The organism is Sphingobacterium sp. UBA2480 (genome assembly GCF_002341965.1).
In the GTDB taxonomy this organism is placed as follows: domain Bacteria; phylum Bacteroidota; class Bacteroidia; order Sphingobacteriales; family Sphingobacteriaceae; genus Sphingobacterium; species Sphingobacterium multivorum.
Genome location: NZ_DDPA01000005.1, coordinates 86,305 through 105,337 on the forward strand (window position 1 = coordinate 86,305; position 19,033 = coordinate 105,337).

Below are 19,033 nucleotides of genomic sequence, written 5' to 3' on the forward strand. Positions count from 1 at the left end.
TACACTACAAAAAAGATCGCAATAAGAAGAGCAGTTTGACCTATAGGTAGGATAACGTAAAATATAGAAGAACAGCTTCTTGATACAAAACAATAGCATAACACATGAAAAAAACGCTGACAGTATTACTATTTATAATATTTTGTACAATACAATCACAGGCTCAAATAGGCAGTAATCCGGATGTTCCGGACCATACGCCTATGATGAACAAAACATGGGAAGCGATTGATAAGATGGCTTATAAAGTAACTTATAATGGGGCAAAGAAAGTATATACTCCATTCTATCCAAAAGAACTTAAAGCCCTAGAAAATAAAATAGTTGAATTACCGGGCTACATGGTTCCTCTTCATAGTGGTCGTAACCATAAAAACTTTATGATGTCTGTATTACCCGTGATGCAGTGCCAATTCTGTGGATCGAATGGAATTCCACCCATGGTTGAAGTAACGTTAAAAGGTAGCGCGATAAAATTTTCCGAAGATCCAATTAAATTAAAAGGGAAGATGATCTTTACCAAAGATCCAATTAAGGGAAATGCTGAGATCCAGATTGTAGATGCGGAACCAATAAAATAAACTAGCGTCCATTTGAACGATCAAATTGGCTTTGCAAATTATTCTTCAGAGCCAATTTGCCAAACCAACGCAGCGGCTTATTTTATCTATTCAGCAGCGATACTTCCATACATGCGGCTAAAGCGGCCGTTTCGGTCCTTAAGCGCGCTTCTCCCAAAGAAATTGGATGAAATCCCATTTGTAGTGTCAAATCAATTTCCTCCTCAGAGAAATCTCCTTCTGGACCAATGAGGATAATATAATGTTGCGAAGGCTCCAAAACCTGGTTTAAATACTTTTTTTCAGCATCAACACAGTGTGCAATTGCTTTTTGAACACCTTCTGTTGGAATATCTTTCAAAAATTGTTTTAACGATACAGCTGGATTAAGTTTGGGAAGATAGGCTTTCAATGATTGTTTCATGGCTGCAACAACCACCTTGTTCAGACGATCTAATTTTACCTCTTTTCGCTCAGAATGCTCACAGATAACTGGAGTTATTTCCTGAATGCCAACCTCAGTTGCCTTCTCTAAAAACCATTCTATACGATCAATATTCTTCGTTGGAGCAACAGCGATATGTAGATGATACCTCGGCTGCTGAAAGTATTCCTTGACATTTAAAATAGTAAGAACGGTACGTTTGGGATGAGGGTCAATAATTTGAGCTTCGTATAAACCACCACGACCATCGATGAGATGTAAATGATCGCCGGTATTCATACGAAGCACGCGAATTGCATGTTTACTTTCTTCCTCACTAAGGATAAAATTTTCTAACGAAGGATTTAAATCCGGTGTAAAAAATAACTGCATTTATCAGCGTTATTAGGTTATTCTTCTGTATCATCATCGGCCGATTCGACTAATTCCAATTTGACAAACTCAATATTCTGTTGGGCTTTCCGGATAATAGTGAATACGTAGCCATATTCTTCTTTCCGCTCGCCTACTTCGGGAATTTTATCAAAAATCTCACTCACCAAACCCGACATGGTATCGTAATCTTGACTCTCGGGCAATTCTATAGGGAGAAACTCATTCACATCATGAATACTAGCTCCAGCATCGACCATATATTCCGTTTCAGAAATTCGTTCAACAACTGGAGTTTCCTCATCATATTCGTCCTGAATCTCACCGACCAGCTCCTCAACAATATCCTCCAGGGTAACCATACCTGCTGTCCCACCAAATTCATCCAGTACAATCGCCAACTGTAGACGCTTTTGCTGAAATTCAGCCATTAAATCATTAATCTTCTTCGTTTCAGGAATGAAATAGGGCTTGCGCATGATATTTTTCATGACAACTTCCTTTCCTTTAGCTAAGAGGGGAAGAATATCCTTTGTATGTACAATACCAACGATTTGATCAATGTTATCTTCATAAATTGGGAGACGGGAATACCCCTCTTCAGTCATTGTTTCAATCAGCTCAGAGGCATCAGCGCTAACTTCAACAGCGACAATTTTGGTACGGGGTACCATAATATTCTTAACGATACGTTCGTTAAAATCAAATACATTTTTAATCAATTCGTGCTCGGAAATATCCAAAGCACCAGACTCTTTACCTTTATCCAACAGGTACTGTAACTCCTCAGAAGAGTGCGCAGATTCACCTTTAGTGACTTCAAATCCCAAAATTTTCAGTAGAAAATTAGCGAAACCATTTAAAATCCAAATAAATGGTCTAAAGATAAAGTAGAAAAATTGCAGTGGAACCGCAATTTTCATGGTTGTTGCAACTGGTTTTTGAATCGCAATTGATTTAGGAGCGAGCTCTCCAAATACAATGTGTAACACAGTAATAATTGTAAAAGCCAATATATGTCCTGCATTCGTCGCGATTGTACCTGTCAATTCAACACCGAAAAAACCGAGAAACCCCTGCACAATTTGGGTCATTACAGCCTCTCCTACCCAGCCTAAGGCGAGTGAAGAAAGTGTAATACCCAATTGTGTAGCGGCCAAATAACCATCCAAATGCTCCGTTATACTTTTGGCTATTGTGGCAACTTTGCTACCTGTTTTTGCCTGAACTTCAATTTGGGAGACTCGGACCTTGACAATAGCAAACTCTGCCGCGACAAAAAAGCCGTTAGCCAATACTAAAAACAATGTCCAAAATATATCGAGCGCCATGCTTGGGGTTATTTGTTAACAAATTCTTTTTTGTACAACTCGATAGCCTCGATCAAGATTCTTTGCGCTTCTTCACGCCCCTTTACACCCTCAACAATGACATGTTTCTTTTCGAGTGCTTTATAACTCTCAAAGAATTGTACAATCTCCTTCATCGTATGCGGAGGCAATTGATCAATATCTTTAATGTAATTAAAAACAGGATCATTTTTGGCGACCGCAATAATCTTATCATCTTGTTCTCCACCATCAACCATATTCATCACACCAATAACCTGTGCTTCAACCAATGTCAAAGGTAAAATATCCACTGAGCAAATAACCAAAATATCCAAAGGATCTTTGTCATCGCAATACGTTTGTGGTATAAAACCATAATTAGCAGGATAAACGACAGATGAACTCATTACTCTGTCCAAAAGCAACAAACCAGTTTCTTTGTCTAATTCATACTTTCCTTTGGATCCGTTTGTAATCTCAATGATAGCATTTACGGCATTTGGAACATTCTCACCTGGAGAAACCATGTGCCAAGGGTTTTGTTTACTCATTTTTTAATTTACTGTATATTTTGTTTGTTTCTTTTATCTTTTATACGCTTTTTTAGTAACGTTATTGCAATTGGCAAAAATGCGATCACAATCATACCAACGACAACATATTCTACATAATGTAAAATCCAAGGGAACTCTATACCGAGGAAATATCCAGAAAGGGTCAACACAAGTACCCAAATAGCAGCCCCTGCAACATTGTACAGAACGAATTTCTTAAAATCTAATTTTACAACACCGGCAAAGATAGGTGCAAAAGTACGAACTATTGGAACAAATCTTCCTATAATTAAAGCTGTTCCACCATATTTATGGTAAAACTCTTCCGCCATGACCACATACTTTCGCTTAAAGATGAAGCTATCTTTTCGCTTAAATAACATTGGTCCGGCCCGATAACCAAACCAATACCCTGTAAAATTCCCTAATACTCCCGCAACAAACAAGCCTAAACAAAGCGTGTATATATTAACGTCAATTTTATTTAGTGCACAAAATAATCCTGCAAGAAATAATAAATAATCACCAGGTAGAAAAAATCCAAAAAATAGACCTGTCTCAGCAAATACAATTAAGATAACCAGATAAAATCCACCAGAGCTCAATAACTCTTCTGGATTTAATAATTGTTGAAATGACAACAAAAGTTCATGCATAATCTTTAGTAAAAATCAATATTGCGTTTCTTTTTTAGAACAAATCCTACGCTTCTCCTTGTACAAATTTTAAACAGCAAAGTACAAATATAGCATTCTTCTAAAAAACGAACGTAAATCAAGTGTAATATAATCTTTTCTAGTTATTGATTTTGAGCGGTTATACCGACAATAGACTCGCGAATAGTAGTCGCAATTTCATGAAGTTCATCATTAGCCAAGCTCAATTTAGGTCCAGCAAAATTTAAATCACTAATTTTATTAATAGGTACCAGATGTATATGTGCATGAGCTACCTCCAAGCCAACTACTGCTACACCGACTTTTACACAAGGAATCACTTTTTTAATACCTTGAGCAACAATTTTAGCAAATACCCAAAGTGCCATATATTCATCATCCGCTATATCAAAAATATAATCTGTTTCTTTCTTAGGGATCACCAGAACGTGTCCCTTAGCCAATGGGCTGATATCCAAAAAAGCCAGAAAATCATTACTTTCTGCAACTTTGTAAGCTGGAATCTCCCCAGCAACGATTTTTGAAAAAATTGTCGACATATTATTCTAATCTTGGAATAAATCTTTTAAACAGTGATTAGCAGAAAGCAGACTTTAAAATGCAAAGCCTTCGGTATGTTAACAATTAAAAATTTAACTGTAGATTTTATCACACCCTGTTTTTCTACTGTCAACAAATATAAACAAAAAAGGTCGCGATTACTATATCACGACCTTCTTAATATAAAGTTAATTTGTGGATGTGCGGTTATGGCATACCGCACATAACCGACATATATTATCTTGAAATCTCTACGATTTCGAATTCAATTTTCCCTGCTGGCACTTCAATAACAGCTGTATCACCTTTTGATTTACCCAATAAACCTTGGGCAATAGGAGACTTAACAGAGATTTTACCAGACTTCAAATCCGCTTCTGACTCCGCAACCAATTGATAAGTCATTTCAGCACCATTCTTCTTGTTCTTGATCTTAACAATCGATAACGCCAAAACTTTAGATGTATCCAATTTGGACTCATCAATTAAACGGGCTGTCGCAAGTGTGTTCTCCAAATTGGCAATTTTAGCCTCATGAAGCCCCTGAGCTTCTTTAGCAGCATCATATTCTGCATTTTCTGACAAATCCCCTTTGTCTCTTGCCTCTGCAATAGCATTGGCAATTTTAGATCTTCCTTCCGTCTTCAGATAAGCCAATTCTTCTTTAAGCTTACGCAATCCTTCTTCCGTAAAATAAGTTACTTCTGCCATAATTTTATCTTTTTTCTTATTTTCTACATTTTAAAAAAGAAACAAGACCATATTACCCTCGTCGGGAAACATGGTCTTGCTTCGAATTTATACGAAGATAATAATTGTTTTCAACAAAACAAATTCTTACCTGTTAAATATAATTAAATCTCTTCCTCATCAACAAATTTATATCCCAGCCCCCTTACGGTCTGTAGATAATGTGGCTTATCAGGGTTTGTTTCTATCTTTTTTCTTAAACGAACCACATGCATATCCAAGGTCCGTGTGTTGACGTTTGAGCTATATCCCCAGACAACTTCCATTAACTCTTCGCGCGTAATCTCTCGACCTAAGTTTTGTAGAAAATGAAGTAAAATTCGGTTCTCCAAGATAGTCAACTCAACTTTTCTTCCGTCACGTATTAAGGAATGGATGTTGGGATGATGTTCCGTCTGACCAAATTTATAAACTTCGGGACTGTTTTTAGGCAAGAAAAATTTCACCTTATTATCGATCATAGCAATAAGCACATCCATATTGAACGGCTTGCTGATGTAATCAGTCACACCAAAGCTATAGGCTTCAATTTTGTCTACATCTTGAGATTTAGCTGTCATCATGATAATGATATTCTCAAAGCCGGCTTTACGGACATCTTCACAGATCTCGTTGCCTTCTTTTCCTGGAAGCATCCAATCCAGCAAAACCACATCGGGCCTCTTTTCCAAAATCAAACCCTCCGCTTCATTCCCATTTCCGCTTTGAATGACCTGATAGCCTTCGGATTCCAATCGATGTTTTACCAAGAAACGTAGGTTCTCATCATCTTCAATAACAGCAACTGTGATGTCTTTATTCATATTTAAATTTATTTTTAAACCGGAAATACCAAGGTAAAGGTGGTCCCTTGTCCCAACTGACTTTTTACTGTAATATCACCGCCTATAAATTCAGTAATCTCCTTACAGAAAGCCAATCCCAAACCGATACTTCCTTGCTGATTATATTGACTTTTTATTCTATAAAACTTTTTGAAGATGTTGTTAAACTCAGCCTTCTCAATCCCTATTCCTTCATCTTTAAAAGTGATAACAAAATTCTTCTTGTTTTGTTGTATCGCAATATCCAAGATTTTATGCCCCGCTTTCGAATATTTATAGGCATTATCAATCATATTTTGAAACACGCTACTCAATAGTACCGGATCTGCAAGCATTGATGTCCTTACATCAATTTTTGTGCTAATCTTGAAATCCGAGTATTTTATTCTTGACGAAGCTACTAGATTTTCGGTAAATTCCTCCAAATCAACTTCTTCTTTATTTAATTTTATGGTTTTATTTTCTATCTGACTAAACGACAATAGCTTATTCATCAGGTTATTTAATCGGTCTGCCTCCTGATCCAATATATTTCCATACATTTTCCGTTCTTCATCAGAGAGTACCTGCGCACTCTTAATATTATTTCCAGCAATTTTTATAACGCTCACAGGCGTCTTAAACTCATGCGTAAGATTATTGATGAAATCGTACTGCAATTTAAAAAGTCTTCCGTTAATTTCTAAATTTCTATAAATTAAATATAGTATTGCAATTAAAATAATATAAATCAGGGATACACCGCCCAATACCGGCCAAAAACTGCGGTTTATCTCTTTTGATAGAAAACTCTTACTCGATCTAAAAAGAAGTTTATAGTCAGCTAAGGCTCCTGGTAAAGGCATCTCAGTAGAAATCTCGTCATTTTCTGGCGTGATCGGGGCACCCACCAACGGAACTATTTCTACTTTCTCATAAAGATTTGAATAGCTATTTTTTACTTCCAGATACATTGGATCGATCTGAAAATTGAACATGTCCTGTTCATATCCCACAGTATGATCCAAATTACCTTCCATGATGGACTTATAGACAATTAAGTCATTGACCCTCGGAATATTCAAGTAGGTAATCTGTCCGGGTCTTATCGTATAAAAAACCTTCAGAATATCCTTATCAGAAAGCTTGGCATTCGGTTGCAATTTATCGATATAAGTTGCCAGCTTGACGCCAATATTATTAATTTCCTCAGAATGCAGGCCCATCTGCCCACGGTCTCGAATCGTATTCTTATTCAGCCCGGATCGGGAAACGGTAAAAATGGTTATGGTCTTCGGTTGAATTCTAAGATTATTAACAATAAAACCATAGTTCAAGTTATGATCATTATTAAATTGCAAATCAAAAAAACCGATTTCCCGAACAAAAGGATATGAACTTAATATACTATACGCATATTTCCCCGCCTGCACTGAATCCAAAAAACCCTGATAAAAAGAAACTTCAGGAATTCTATTTTGAAAAAAATCGTTGAAAGGGATTAAGGTTTGATCAAATATTTCTGATTTCCGGTTAGTGAATTCATTTTTTATATGCGATTCTGTATAATTACGGGAAAGAAAAAGGGCAAAAATGTACAGACCACTAATCACGATGAAAAACATCAACAATAGGCCGTAGTTTTTTCGATAGCTATATTTCTCTGCTTTCATAGTCTTCCCGCCTTTAGTCTACAAGATATTTCGCCAAAAATCGCTCCAGCTCATTATAGTAACCAAAGACATTCTCATCCCGTTTAAAAGTTCTATCTTCATCCTCTTTCAGGATGTATTGCACAGGAACATTATTATTCTTTAATTTCTGCACAAATTGATTTGCGTCCGGAACCGAACTAAATCGATCTTTCCCCCCTTGGACTAATAACACCGGTATCTTTACTTTATCCGAATGAAATACAGGTGAAATATTTTTGAATAGTTCTGCCTCCCGAATCGGATTTCCAACGATTTGATACATTTTCTGCACATAAGATTTAAAGTATGGCGGAATATCCCTAAAGTAAGTGAATAGATTGGTATAACCGGAATAAGACACGGCGCACTTATATAGATCAGAATTAAAACAGGCTGCATGTAGCGCAGAATAGCCCCCAAAACCTTTCCCTACAATAGCGACACGCTCCCGATCAGCAATTCCTTCTTTAATCAGCCATTTCACCCCATCGGTAATATCATCCTGAATCTTCCCGCCCCATTCTTTAAATCCCGCCGTCCAAAACTTCTTGCCAAAACCTGTTGAACCTCTATAGTTCATCTGAAAAACTAAATATCCCCGATTTGCCAAGAATTGGGCCTCATTGTCAAATCCCCATACTTCCCGCCCATTTGGCCCATCATGAGGCAATACAACCATTGGAAGATCTTTGCGATTGGAATGTATAGGGTAAGTCAGATAGCCTGAAATCTGAATACCATCTCTTGCTGTATAGGTGATATACTCATTGGGCGATAGCTCTTTGTCTTTTAGATCGGAATTATTATCTGTTAGCTTTGTTAATTTTTGCGTCGAAAAGTCATAAAAATAAATACCCCCTGGATTTACGTCCGTATAGGTTTTGATAATTACTTTGTCACCCGAAATGTCGGTATTTAGCACCTGAAATTCAAATCCATCGATCTGTTTGGACAACTGATCATATTTCTTTTTGGTAGCTTCATCAAAAAAATGCCTATTTTGTCTAGAGGTACTGTAATTTACGAACAATAGCTTATTTTGTTCCGTAAAATACCCTCCAGGACTCACATCAACATCTTTATGGCTGTAAAGTTCCCCTAACTCCTTCTGGTTTGCCAAATCATAGCTAACCAATGCCAGTTTATCCCGGTCTATATTGGATAAGGCATAAATGATCGCATCAGAACTATCTTGATAACCCAAAGGTGTAAAACTGCTCTCCACATCACAGCGTATAATCTCTTTAAAAGGTTCTTTCTCGGAACTCCGATAGAGCACAGACTGCTGTACGGAATCATTGGCTACCGCCAATCTTACCTGCCCATCATTGGACACAACCCAAGAACTCATATTTCCCGGATTCTGTAAAACCAATTCCCGTGGTCTCCCATCTAAATAGATGCGGTAAAGGTCAAAAAATGAAGAATCACGATCGTTGATTCCCGCAATAAAACTATCGCTTCCGGTCACAAGGGCATGAACCCACCGAAATCGTCCCCGAACCGGTTTAATTAATGGCCAAATTTTCTCTGTATTGATATCCACAGCATATAAACGTAAACTATCCTGTGTGGATTGCTCTGTCAAAAACGAAATTTTTGAATCATTATTCCAAGCAAAAGATTTTACATTAATATCATTTTGATACGTAAGCTGCTTGGAACTATCCTGATGAACCAAATCTATCAAATAGATATTTTTGCAATGATTGTCTAGGCCAATGTAAGCTATAAATCGACCATTTGGGGAAATCTTAAAATTTGATTTTTCAGGTGTAGAAAAAAATTGATTTATTGGAATACGATCAACGCTATGTCGTTGACACCCCAACATGATCATGGCAGAAAAAAACAAACCTATCCAAAATTTCATCCTCATAATCCCAGTTACATCCTTATCATTTATTCCAAATATTGCAATTAAATACGAAATTGCATTAAATGCAACCTTATTTTTACAAGATATAGTAATTAAATGTAATATTCAAACTTATCTCCCTTCTGCTCTTTAGATTCTTTTTTATAGCAGAAAAATAGCGTATTTTTGTGTATGTTTTTATACAACGTCTCCGTTATCGCAGAAGAAACAATCCATCAAGAGGTCGTTTCATGGATTCAGGATAATATCGTGCAATCCCAAAAATTTCAAGTGCATTTTCTGGAAATGCTCCAGTCGCCGCATGAAGGTATGACCTATTGCATCCAAGTCATACTTCCTACAGAAGAGCTTGTAGCAGATTTTCAGCAAGTGCATCTCATTCCATTACAACAACTCATTTCAGAAGTATATAAAGACAAGGTTTTCCTTTTTGACAGTACCATGAAGTATCTAAAAAAATAAAAGAGCTCTTTAGCGCTCTTTTATTTTTTTAGATCATTAATACCGTTACTATCTTTGGTAAGGTTCTTATTATACGTTTCACCTATCTCTGCTGCCAATTCATAACGTGGATCATAACTGATTTTTGGCGTTAAAAAATGAAGTAAAATCAAACGGGCATACCTAAAATTAAAAGGTGCGAAGACCAAAATGGTTACAGCTAGACCAATCAGATAAAGCCACGGAGACTCGCTTCCAGTCAAAATTGCGATAGCAACAGATACAGTAACAATCTCAGCGACAGACAAAGCATAACTCACATACATCGCAGCGTAGAAGTAACCTGGCTCAACCTCGTACTTGACGCCACAATATGGGCAAGTATCATTCATATGCTGCTTGTGTAAACTGTAGACCTTTCCTACAAATACATTACCAATATGACACTTTGGGCATTTGGAGTGTATCATTGCATGGAATTTGGATGTGGGCATTAAGAATCTATTTTATTTCGTTTATAAATTTCTTTGTTACAGGGCTCTTCTTACGGTACTTCTTATACCATAAATAACCAAGGCCTGCCGCGGCAAGATAAGGTATTACCAACAGAAACAAGATACCGTCATTCAGACCTCTTCCTTGCATATTCCCTTCCTTCGTAGAATTCTCAGCGTTCAATGTACACATCGCACACTGTCCGTAAGAAACAGATACAGCCGAGCAGCTTAAGGTAAATATTAGGAGTAAATATTTAAACCATTTCATAACACAAAGGTACTGAAATTTTAACGATTAGCGTGCCAAAGATTCAAATTTATCCCAAAAGCCATCTTTAGGCAGTGAAGCTATCAATTCCATCTTATCCTTTTTAATTGGATGTGTAAAGGCCAATGAACGCGAATGTAAACAGATACTGCCCAAAGAACTACCTCTTGGGTATCCATACTTATTATCGCCAACAATAGGACAGCCCATCGCTGCAAGTTGCGCACGAATTTGATGTGTACGACCTGTTAAAGGTTCTATTCGCAGCAAATAGAATCCATTCAACTCACCCACCAAGGTATAATCCAACTCAGCATAACTTCCACCTTTCACCTCCCGTGGAAAAGCCTTTGTTACGCGCGTTTGTCTATTTCTAACCAACCAATTGATCAGTTTCCCCTCCGTTTTTCGCGGACGTTGTCTGACGATTGCCAAATAGGTCTTTTTCACATGTCTATCCTGAAAAAATTTATTCATTCGCTCTAGCGCCTTGCTTGTTTTGGCGAACAAAATCATACCACTAACAGGTCTATCTAATCGATGAATAACACCAACAAAGGCATCATTTGGCTTATCATATTTCTTTTTCAAATATACTTTCACCATATCCTCTAAAGATAGGTCTCCTGTTTCATCCACCTGCACAATATCCCCGGCTTTCTTATTTATAGCGATGAGATGATTGTCTTCGTAGATGACGTCTTTATCTGTAATTTCAGTATGATTCATTTTTTCAAATTAAAAGGGGGTATCCAAATGCTATACAGAGCTAAATGTCTGTTGAATTGGAGCCCATATTGACGGTATTATTTATTAAAAAAGGCTCTACGCAAGCGTACAGCCTTTCATTATGTTCTTTTTAATCCACTTATTTCGTCGTGTCCGCTTTAAGCAACTCAGCTTTTTTAGCATCCTCTTTCATCTTCTTTTTAAAGAAACCACGTAATAAGAAATTATGTTGCAACGCTTCCATATTTTCATCCAATTTCGCGGTACTCGAATTCAGGTTATTGATTGCCGATTTAATCTGATTTGCTGATGCTGGATCATTCAACAAAACGCCCACCGCATTATCTTTATCATTCAACCGGCCAGATGCATTATTCAAATTGTTTATCAATGCATTTGCTGTCTGGGAAACTCCTTGCAACTGCGCTGCAGACTGACGCAGATTAGAGAATATAGCGGTATCGGTCGTTAAATCATGAATCAAGCCCTTATTGCTATTTAAAGAGTTTGTCAAGGTGACCAAATTAGCAGAAGCTTTGTTTGCATTATTCATTGCAGCACTGATCGATAATAACGTCGCACGCAATGTATTTACCATGGACGTATCGGTCAACATCGCGCCAACCATTCCTTTTCCATCCGCCAATCCACGTGATATTTCTACAAAGTCAGTGGTAATCTTTGCTAAGTTTTCATTATTTACCTGCAATGTTTCCATCATCGCTTCCATGTCCGCAGTCTTCGCCGAACGCAAGAAATCACCTGTCTCCACAGTGGGCGCGTTTTGAGACCCTCCAGAAATCACTACGATCTTGTTACCGATCAAACCATCCGAGCCCAATTTTGTTACGGCATCTTTACGAATATACTCAGCAGATTTCTCCTCAATGGTCAATACCACCTCAACATCCTGCACGCTTTTAAAATGTATATTCTTAATGATCCCGACCTTAACCCCAGAAAACCAGACATTACTCCCCACCTTCAATCCAGCGACATCGGGAAATGAAGTCGTAATTTCAATATTTCTAGTAAATTTCTTTTGCTGGCTACCCAAAATAAAAATACCCGCTAAAAGAATCAATACGCCTAAAAAAACAAAAATACCGACAATGATTGCTCTTTTATTTTCTGCCTTACTCATGTATATTATAGAATAAAATTATAATTATAAAACGCTCTTACTCGTGCGTCATCTGTATCAAAAATTTCTTCAAAAGACCCCTGTCTTTCAAACTTACCATCCAACAACATCACAATCCGGTCTCCCACTTCTTTCGCACAAGCCAAATCGTGCGTGATAATAATTGATGCTGTTTTATACCTCTCCTGAACCTCGTTAATCAATCCATTAATCTCCAAACAAGTAATCGGATCGAGCCCTGCTGTTGGCTCATCGTACATCATGATTTCAGGTCTAAGAATCAGGGTACGCGCAATACCAATTCGCTTCCGCTGTCCACCAGACAACTCTGAAGGCATCTGATTGATCGCTTGCGAAAGCCCTACACCATCCAACACCTCTTCTACAGCTTGATTGATCTCCGAACGTGTTAAGTTGCGTTTATTTCGAACCAATGGAAATTCCAAATTTTCGCGCACAGTCATACTGTCATAAAGTGCGCTATTCTGAAAAGAAAACCCTATTTTCAAACGTAATTCACGCAATTCACGATCATTTAATTCCAGAACTGACTCTCCCAAAACATTGATCGTCCCCTCATCCGGTCTTAATAAGCCCGAAATCAATTTGATCAACACGGATTTCCCTGTTCCAGAACGCCCAAGCACAACGAGATTTTCTTCTTTATATAAATCCAGATTGACACCACGTAGGACGTGATTATCACCGAAAGATTTACTAACATCCCTAATTTCAATGACCGGCTTCGAATGGTCGATGGTTGACTTAATCTTTTCCATAGCTCACTATCCAAAGAACGATAAAACTTGAACAATAATTATTTCCTCAATAAAGACAAGGAACATCGAAGCTACAACGGCCGCATTCGCTGCCTTTCCAACACCTTCAGTTCCCTTTGAAGAAAAATAACCGCAATAACAACTTACAGCTCCAATGGTAAAACCAAATATAACTGCCCGCAACACCATAGCGCCTAAATCCTTAAATGCTATCGTTTCAAATACTTGCGTAAAAAAACTCAAAAAACTTAAGTCATCTTTACTCATCATACTTAGGTAACCACCTAAAAGGCCTATACCTGCCACATAAAAACACAGTACTGGAATTCCAATAGTTGTAGCTAATATTCTACTTACAATAAGAAACTTATATGGATTAGTCCCCGAAACTTCCATCGCATCGATTTGCTCCGTGACATTCATCGAACTTAGTTCTGCCCCAATTTGCGAACCCACTTTACCCGAAGCTATTAAAGCCGTCACCAATGGTGCTAATGCACGAACAATAGCGATCGAAATAAGCGAAGGCAACATCGAAGTCGCTCCAAATTCCTCCAAAGAAGGACGTGACTGTTTTGTAAAAACAAATCCAACAATAAATCCCGTTAAACTGATCAAAGGCAACGATTTATAGCCTATTTCATAGCACTGACGGACAATCTCTTTAAATTCATAGGGTGGAGTTACCAATTCACGCCAAAACCGTAGCAAAAAACGGTGAATGTTTGCAAATTCTAGAAAAAAAGTCTGAAGTTTTTTAGCCATTTAAATGATGTCTATTTCAAATTAATGTGTTTTAAAACACGTCTTATGCTGAACAAACACGTAGCAATTCGAGCGGTAAAGGTAAATAAAAATATGTATCTAAAATTGTCGTTTATGTAAAAAGATCATCAATTTGACTTTTATATATAAAAAATCAGATTTCTAATGTACCGATTAAACCATTTTATACGTTATGCTGTCATAATAACAAAGACAATAGCATAGAGTTTGTCACACTTTTAAATATTACAGAAATGAAAAATTTAGGCAACATAAAATATTGGGTACTTGGTTTTATCGGTATCGCTTCTTTTTCAAGTTGCGCTACTTCAATGGCCCAACGGGGTGGATATAATAATGGTTATAACAATACTGGTTATAACAATTATAACAATGATGGAGTTTCGTTCCAGCTATTCTATGATCAGCTTTCACCTTATGGACAATGGGTTAATGATCCCAATTATGGCTATGTTTGGATCCCGGACGTTGGTCCGAACTTCCAGCCTTATGCAACCAATGGTTATTGGACAATGACTGACTATGGAAATACCTGGGTATCCAATTATGACTGGGGTTGGGCCCCTTTCCACTATGGTCGCTGGAACTACAATGACCGTTATGGCTGGGGATGGGTTCCTGACTATGAATGGGGACCAGCATGGGTAAATTGGCGTCAAAGTAATGACTACTACGGTTGGGCTCCTCTGGGCCCAGGCATGAATATTAATGTATCCGTTAATATTCCAATGAACTTTTGGACATTTGTGGGAGTCAATCACTTTATGCGGCGAGACATGGATAGATATTATGTTAATAGAAGAAATTACAATAATATCTACAACAGAACCACCATTATCAATAATACCACGATAATTAACAACAACTATTATGTTGGCGGTCCGCGAAGATCCGATATTGAACGTTCGACAGGAAGAAGCGTAACAGTGAATAGAATCGCAAGTGTCGATAGACCTGGGTCTGTACGCAGTAGCAGCAACCGCAGTAATGAAATCAGTATGTACCGTCCGAATGTAGACCGTAATACAAGATCCTCTGCACGCCCCACGAATGTCGTAGATGCTTCTACCCGAACACGAAATAACAATAGTGAGATTTCAGATCGAACCAATCGTGTCATAACCAACAGAGATAACATCGACTCGAGATCAGGAAATCGTGAGTTATATATTGACAACAGTGGAAATGCTTCTGTAAGGTCTCGTAATGATGCCAACAGCGGTGGTTCAAGCCGTAGTTCAATTAATAATACTCGAACCGGAGACAATGGTACTATAAATAGAAATACGAATGGTACACAACCTAATTCGAATAACTATGATTTTAGAACGCGATCAAGTCGCCAGTCGGATGCTTCAAACAATAACAACCCTACATCTACCACTAGGGACAGGCAAAATCGCTCCGTTGACAATAATGGTGTAGCCAACGGCAGAAGTACAGACTACAATAGAAACACAGATTATAATTCACGCTCGCGGTCTAGTGCGAACGGTTCCGATCAGGCTGTGCCGCCAAGAGTTGCGCAACCTACGACAACGCCGCAACGAAATGGAAATTATGATGGCAACAGAACTCGTTCGAGCCAACCTGTGTCGCAACCTGTAGCACAACCAACTCAAAATCGGAGCTACGAAAACACAAGAAGTAGATCAAATACAGACAATTCATCCTCAGTATCTCGATCAAGGTCTTCAGAAAGCTCAGGCGAACGTAACTCTGGACGTTCTTCGCAAGGATCAGAAAGATCTAGAACAAGATAATGACAGCCGAATAAAATAATAATTCACATCTGGCGGGTAAAATGAAAAATTTTACCCGCCTTTTATATGCATGTCTTTTTATATTTATCATGAACAATCCATACATTTTCACGTTAATTAGTAAATTTACCGCTTCAAACAAAAAACAGATCGATAAAGATGGCTTCATTTAACTCTATATTAGATAATGACTTTTACAAATTCACCATGCAGCATGCCGTGGTCAAGTTGTTTCCAAAGGCCAAGGCACGTTATCATTTTATTAATCGGGGACATCATAAATTTCCCGATGGTTTTGATGTACTCCTGAGGGAGGCCGTCCATGAGATGGCTAATTTGAAGTTAACAAAAGCAGAAAAGGCTTTCTTTGCCAAGACATGTCCTTATATAGACCCAACCTATTTCGATTTTCTTCAAGGTTATCGCTACGATCCCGAGGAAATCAAAATATTTCAGGATGGCCCCGACCTTGAAGTCATTATCGAAGGGTATTGGTACCGTACTATTCTTTGGGAAGTCCCATTAATGTCGCTTATCTGTGAACTTTTTTATGAATCCCAAGGTCTACAACGTGCCTCGGATGCAGCTGTGATCGCCACCGCCAAAGATAAAATCGAAAAATATAAAAAACTCAATATCACAATTGCTGATTTTGGCACGCGCAGACGTCATTCTTATGAAGTCCACGATTTGGTCGTTCGCACACTGAAGCAATACGGCGAAAAAACATTTATAGGCACCAGCAATGTACATTTAGCAATGAAATATGAGACGAAACCAATCGGCACACATGCCCATGAATGGTTTATGTTCCACGCTGCCAAATACGGATATAAAATGGCGAATCTCCTTGGCCTTGAACATTGGTCTGATGTCTACCGGGGTGACCTCGGAATAGCACTATCGGACACCTATACGACGGAAGTCTTCTTTCAGCAGTTTGACAAAAAATTAACCAAATTATTTGATGGAGTCCGACACGACAGTGGAGATCCACTTGAATTTACAGATAAGGTCATCGCACATTATAAGAAGAATGGAATCGATCCCCTCTCCAAAACAATTATATTCTCGGATGGACTGGACTATGAGAAAGTCGAAAGAATCGCGAGCTACTGTGAGGGAAAAATCTTGCATTCCTTTGGCGTTGGCACCAATTTCACCAATGATGTCGGTCTTAAACCCATGAATATCGTCATTAAGATGACCGACGCTTTGCCAGAAGATGATCAATGGACCCCGGTCATCAAACTATCTGACGAACCCATGAAACATACGGGAGATGAAGACTCCATATATATAGCAAAAAAAGTACTAATGATTGATGATGACAATGCATAGAGACGTATACGGTGAAGCTTTAGATGATTATTTCGTACATCAAGAAGAAAAATTTCCTTTAGTACTCCACACGAGTTATGGCGACCGAGACGAAATGCCGGTCGAGATTTTCTTTCGTGAACCTGATGATTTCCCTGAACTGGAATTTATTGGTCTATCCTTATGTGATGGACGTGTACTGGATGTTGGAGCTGGAGTTGGCAGCCATAGCCTTTATCTACAAGAAAAAGGTTTTGAAGTAGATGCACTGGAACTCTCGCAGACCGCCTGCCATATTATGCAACAACGCGGGGTACAACATATTATCTGCGAAGATTTCTATAAATTCGAAGGCCAAAAATACGATACACTTTTGCTTTTGATGAACGGAATAGGCCTTGCTGGCGACGTAGATGGCTTTCGAAAACTATTACAGCATAGCAAAGAATTATTGACTGAAAATGGCCAACTGATTTTTGACTCTTCAGACATCAGTTATCTGTACAAAGATTATAACATCAAAAAACCAGCGCATTATTTTGGGGAAATTCAATATCAATACGAATACAAAGGCAAAAAAGGAAACCTGTTCAAATGGCTCTACTTAGATCAGGATTTGTTGATTAAAATTTCGCACGAACTGGGCTGGGTTGTCCAAATTTTGTATGAAGATGAGAATGATCAATACCTCGTCCGCATGGAACTAAAAAAATAGCCTGTTATTCTAACAGGCTATTTTTTTTATTTCTGTGTTCTTATGTAAATATCTCCCATGGATGTTTTTAAGATAACATCCTGTCCACCACCATTCATTTTGCCTTTCACCGCATTTCCCATTGGCGTTGACTTCGGCTCTTCAGACTGTTTCTCAAACTGAAACTCGTCTGCTGCATAGATGTTCCCCATGGCTGATTTCACATCCACATTAGCACCAAAATTCTTTGGAAAGGCCACATCTACGGCCCCCATTGCTGCGACCAAAGAAATCGGTCCTTTAACAGGTTGAACAAATTTGGCCGTTACATCTCCCTGTGCAACCTTGACATTGATCGGCCCCGTCACGTTCAATAAATTCACATTCCCCATTGTACTAGCAACTTCAACCTCAGCCCGGATATCTTTTAATTCGATTTCCCCCGCATTAAACATCGCTCCACGACCGCCTTTGATCGTCACAGGCAGATCCATCGGTATCCTGATACGAATAGAATCTTCTAAGGGCATCCCTACCATACTTATTTCAGTCACCCCACCTTCTGTTTTGATATTCATACCAAGCCCTGAATTATCCGATAAGCCCGAGCCATTGATCACACGTAGGCCTTTGGCGCGGTCATTTTCTTCACTTTCCTCCACTTTGGCCGTAATCAGCACGTCTTTTCCCTTATACCCTTCGATATAAACATTATCCAATTTTAATAGGAGCTTATTCCCCAAGTTGGGCACTTTAATTTCTTTCCAGCTTTTCGGTCCATTGGAACGGCCGAATCCAGCAGAACTGTAGGTAAAATTATGATTATTACTGACAACAACTCCTGACACCGCTCTAGCCTTTTTAGGAGGATTAGGAGGTTTTGGCGCAGCAACTCCTTCAACATTTTCATTTACCTGGGCCTGCAATGCGCTTGCAAAGATCAGTGCGACCCCAATCATCATTATCCTTATCTTTTTCATTTCGTTTTAGTTTTACTTTATTATGTG

21 protein-coding genes are annotated in these 19,033 nt (G+C 38.3%); 5 read left to right on the plus strand and 16 right to left on the minus strand.

Annotated features, from left to right (window positions below; genetic code table 11):
• The first annotated feature begins 203 nt into the window (after positions 1-203).
• Positions 204-581: a hypothetical protein gene (locus B3600_RS10485; protein ID WP_286752898.1), complete on the plus strand. Its 378-nt coding sequence runs from the start codon at positions 204-206 to the stop codon at positions 579-581.
• An 82-nt stretch (positions 582-663) separates the two neighbouring features.
• Here B3600_RS10485 and B3600_RS10490 read toward each other — a convergent pair whose 3' ends face one another.
• The 9 genes from B3600_RS10490 to B3600_RS10530 all read right to left on the minus strand — a co-directional run bounded on the left by B3600_RS10490 (position 664) and on the right by B3600_RS10530 (position 9,599).
• The gene (locus B3600_RS10490) at positions 664-1,377 is read right to left on the minus strand and encodes a 16S rRNA (uracil(1498)-N(3))-methyltransferase (protein WP_286752899.1); all 714 of its coding nucleotides are present in this window, start codon (positions 1,375-1,377) and stop codon (positions 664-666) included.
• A 17-nt stretch (positions 1,378-1,394) separates the two neighbouring features.
• Positions 1,395-2,708, minus strand: a complete 1,314-nt coding sequence (locus B3600_RS10495) for a hemolysin family protein (RefSeq protein WP_115047607.1) — start codon at positions 2,706-2,708, stop codon at positions 1,395-1,397.
• 8 nt (positions 2,709-2,716) lie between these two features.
• Positions 2,717-3,259, minus strand: a complete 543-nt coding sequence (locus tag B3600_RS10500; RefSeq protein ID WP_115047605.1) for an inorganic diphosphatase — start codon at positions 3,257-3,259, stop codon at positions 2,717-2,719.
• Positions 3,260-3,267: 8 nt separating this feature from the next.
• A complete protein-coding gene (locus tag B3600_RS10505; protein ID WP_115047603.1) occupies positions 3,268-3,918 on the minus strand; it encodes a DedA family protein in 651 nt (216 codons plus the stop codon).
• 143 nt (positions 3,919-4,061) lie between these two features.
• On the minus strand, positions 4,062-4,478 hold the full coding sequence (locus tag B3600_RS10510; protein ID WP_286752900.1) for an HIT family protein: 417 nt from the start codon (positions 4,476-4,478) through the stop codon (positions 4,062-4,064).
• A 238-nt stretch (positions 4,479-4,716) separates the two neighbouring features.
• Complete coding sequence (gene greA, locus B3600_RS10515) at positions 4,717-5,190, minus strand: transcription elongation factor GreA (RefSeq protein ID WP_046674213.1); 474 nt, start codon at positions 5,188-5,190, stop codon at positions 4,717-4,719.
• A 143-nt stretch (positions 5,191-5,333) separates the two neighbouring features.
• On the minus strand, positions 5,334-6,032 hold the full coding sequence (locus tag B3600_RS10520) for a response regulator transcription factor (RefSeq protein WP_286752901.1): 699 nt from the start codon (positions 6,030-6,032) through the stop codon (positions 5,334-5,336).
• 14 nt (positions 6,033-6,046) lie between these two features.
• On the minus strand, positions 6,047-7,705 hold the full coding sequence (locus B3600_RS10525) for a sensor histidine kinase (RefSeq protein WP_286752902.1): 1,659 nt from the start codon (positions 7,703-7,705) through the stop codon (positions 6,047-6,049).
• A 13-nt stretch (positions 7,706-7,718) separates the two neighbouring features.
• Positions 7,719-9,599, minus strand: a complete 1,881-nt coding sequence (locus B3600_RS10530; RefSeq protein WP_286752903.1) for an alpha/beta hydrolase family protein — start codon at positions 9,597-9,599, stop codon at positions 7,719-7,721.
• A 177-nt stretch (positions 9,600-9,776) separates the two neighbouring features.
• Between B3600_RS10530 and B3600_RS10535 the strand changes: the two genes are divergently transcribed.
• The gene (locus tag B3600_RS10535; protein ID WP_286752904.1) at positions 9,777-10,067 is read left to right on the plus strand and encodes a DUF4286 family protein; all 291 of its coding nucleotides are present in this window, start codon (positions 9,777-9,779) and stop codon (positions 10,065-10,067) included.
• Positions 10,068-10,087: 20 nt separating this feature from the next.
• Here B3600_RS10535 and B3600_RS10540 read toward each other — a convergent pair whose 3' ends face one another.
• From B3600_RS10540 to B3600_RS10565, 6 genes are all read right to left on the minus strand, one after another.
• The gene (locus tag B3600_RS10540) at positions 10,088-10,438 is read right to left on the minus strand and encodes a DUF983 domain-containing protein (protein WP_312524548.1); all 351 of its coding nucleotides are present in this window, start codon (positions 10,436-10,438) and stop codon (positions 10,088-10,090) included.
• A gap of 109 nt (positions 10,439-10,547) precedes the next feature.
• On the minus strand, positions 10,548-10,811 hold the full coding sequence (locus B3600_RS10545) for a hypothetical protein (protein ID WP_046674218.1): 264 nt from the start codon (positions 10,809-10,811) through the stop codon (positions 10,548-10,550).
• Between the two features lie 27 nt (positions 10,812-10,838).
• Complete coding sequence (locus B3600_RS10550) at positions 10,839-11,540, minus strand: RluA family pseudouridine synthase (RefSeq protein ID WP_286752906.1); 702 nt, start codon at positions 11,538-11,540, stop codon at positions 10,839-10,841.
• A 139-nt stretch (positions 11,541-11,679) separates the two neighbouring features.
• Positions 11,680-12,684 carry an MlaD family protein gene (locus B3600_RS10555; protein WP_046674220.1) on the minus strand — a complete coding sequence of 335 codons (1,005 nt, stop codon included), beginning with the start codon at positions 12,682-12,684 and terminating at the stop codon, positions 11,680-11,682.
• 5 nt (positions 12,685-12,689) lie between these two features.
• The gene (locus tag B3600_RS10560) at positions 12,690-13,463 is read right to left on the minus strand and encodes an ABC transporter ATP-binding protein (RefSeq protein WP_046674221.1); all 774 of its coding nucleotides are present in this window, start codon (positions 13,461-13,463) and stop codon (positions 12,690-12,692) included.
• A gap of 6 nt (positions 13,464-13,469) precedes the next feature.
• Positions 13,470-14,228, minus strand: coding sequence for an MlaE family ABC transporter permease (locus B3600_RS10565; RefSeq protein ID WP_046674222.1), 759 nt, complete (start codon positions 14,226-14,228; stop codon positions 13,470-13,472).
• A 254-nt stretch (positions 14,229-14,482) separates the two neighbouring features.
• Between B3600_RS10565 and B3600_RS10570 the strand changes: the two genes are divergently transcribed.
• The 3 genes from B3600_RS10570 (at position 14,483) to B3600_RS10580 (ending at position 18,047) form a co-directional block, all read left to right on the plus strand.
• Positions 14,483-16,012, plus strand: coding sequence for a DUF6600 domain-containing protein (locus B3600_RS10570; RefSeq protein WP_286752907.1), 1,530 nt, complete (start codon positions 14,483-14,485; stop codon positions 16,010-16,012).
• Between the two features lie 159 nt (positions 16,013-16,171).
• Entirely contained in the window at positions 16,172-17,353 is a 1,182-nt protein-coding gene (gene pncB, locus B3600_RS10575; RefSeq protein WP_286752908.1) for a nicotinate phosphoribosyltransferase, read from the plus strand.
• Complete coding sequence (locus B3600_RS10580; RefSeq protein ID WP_286752909.1) at positions 17,346-18,047, plus strand: class I SAM-dependent methyltransferase; 702 nt, start codon at positions 17,346-17,348, stop codon at positions 18,045-18,047. The genes pncB and B3600_RS10580 overlap by 8 nt, the downstream gene beginning before the upstream one ends.
• A 26-nt stretch (positions 18,048-18,073) precedes the next feature.
• On the opposite strand, the gene B3600_RS10585 is transcribed toward B3600_RS10580, so the two are convergent.
• The gene (locus B3600_RS10585) at positions 18,074-19,006 is read right to left on the minus strand and encodes a DUF4097 family beta strand repeat-containing protein (RefSeq protein ID WP_070567332.1); all 933 of its coding nucleotides are present in this window, start codon (positions 19,004-19,006) and stop codon (positions 18,074-18,076) included.
• Positions 19,007-19,033: the final 27 nt, after the last annotated feature.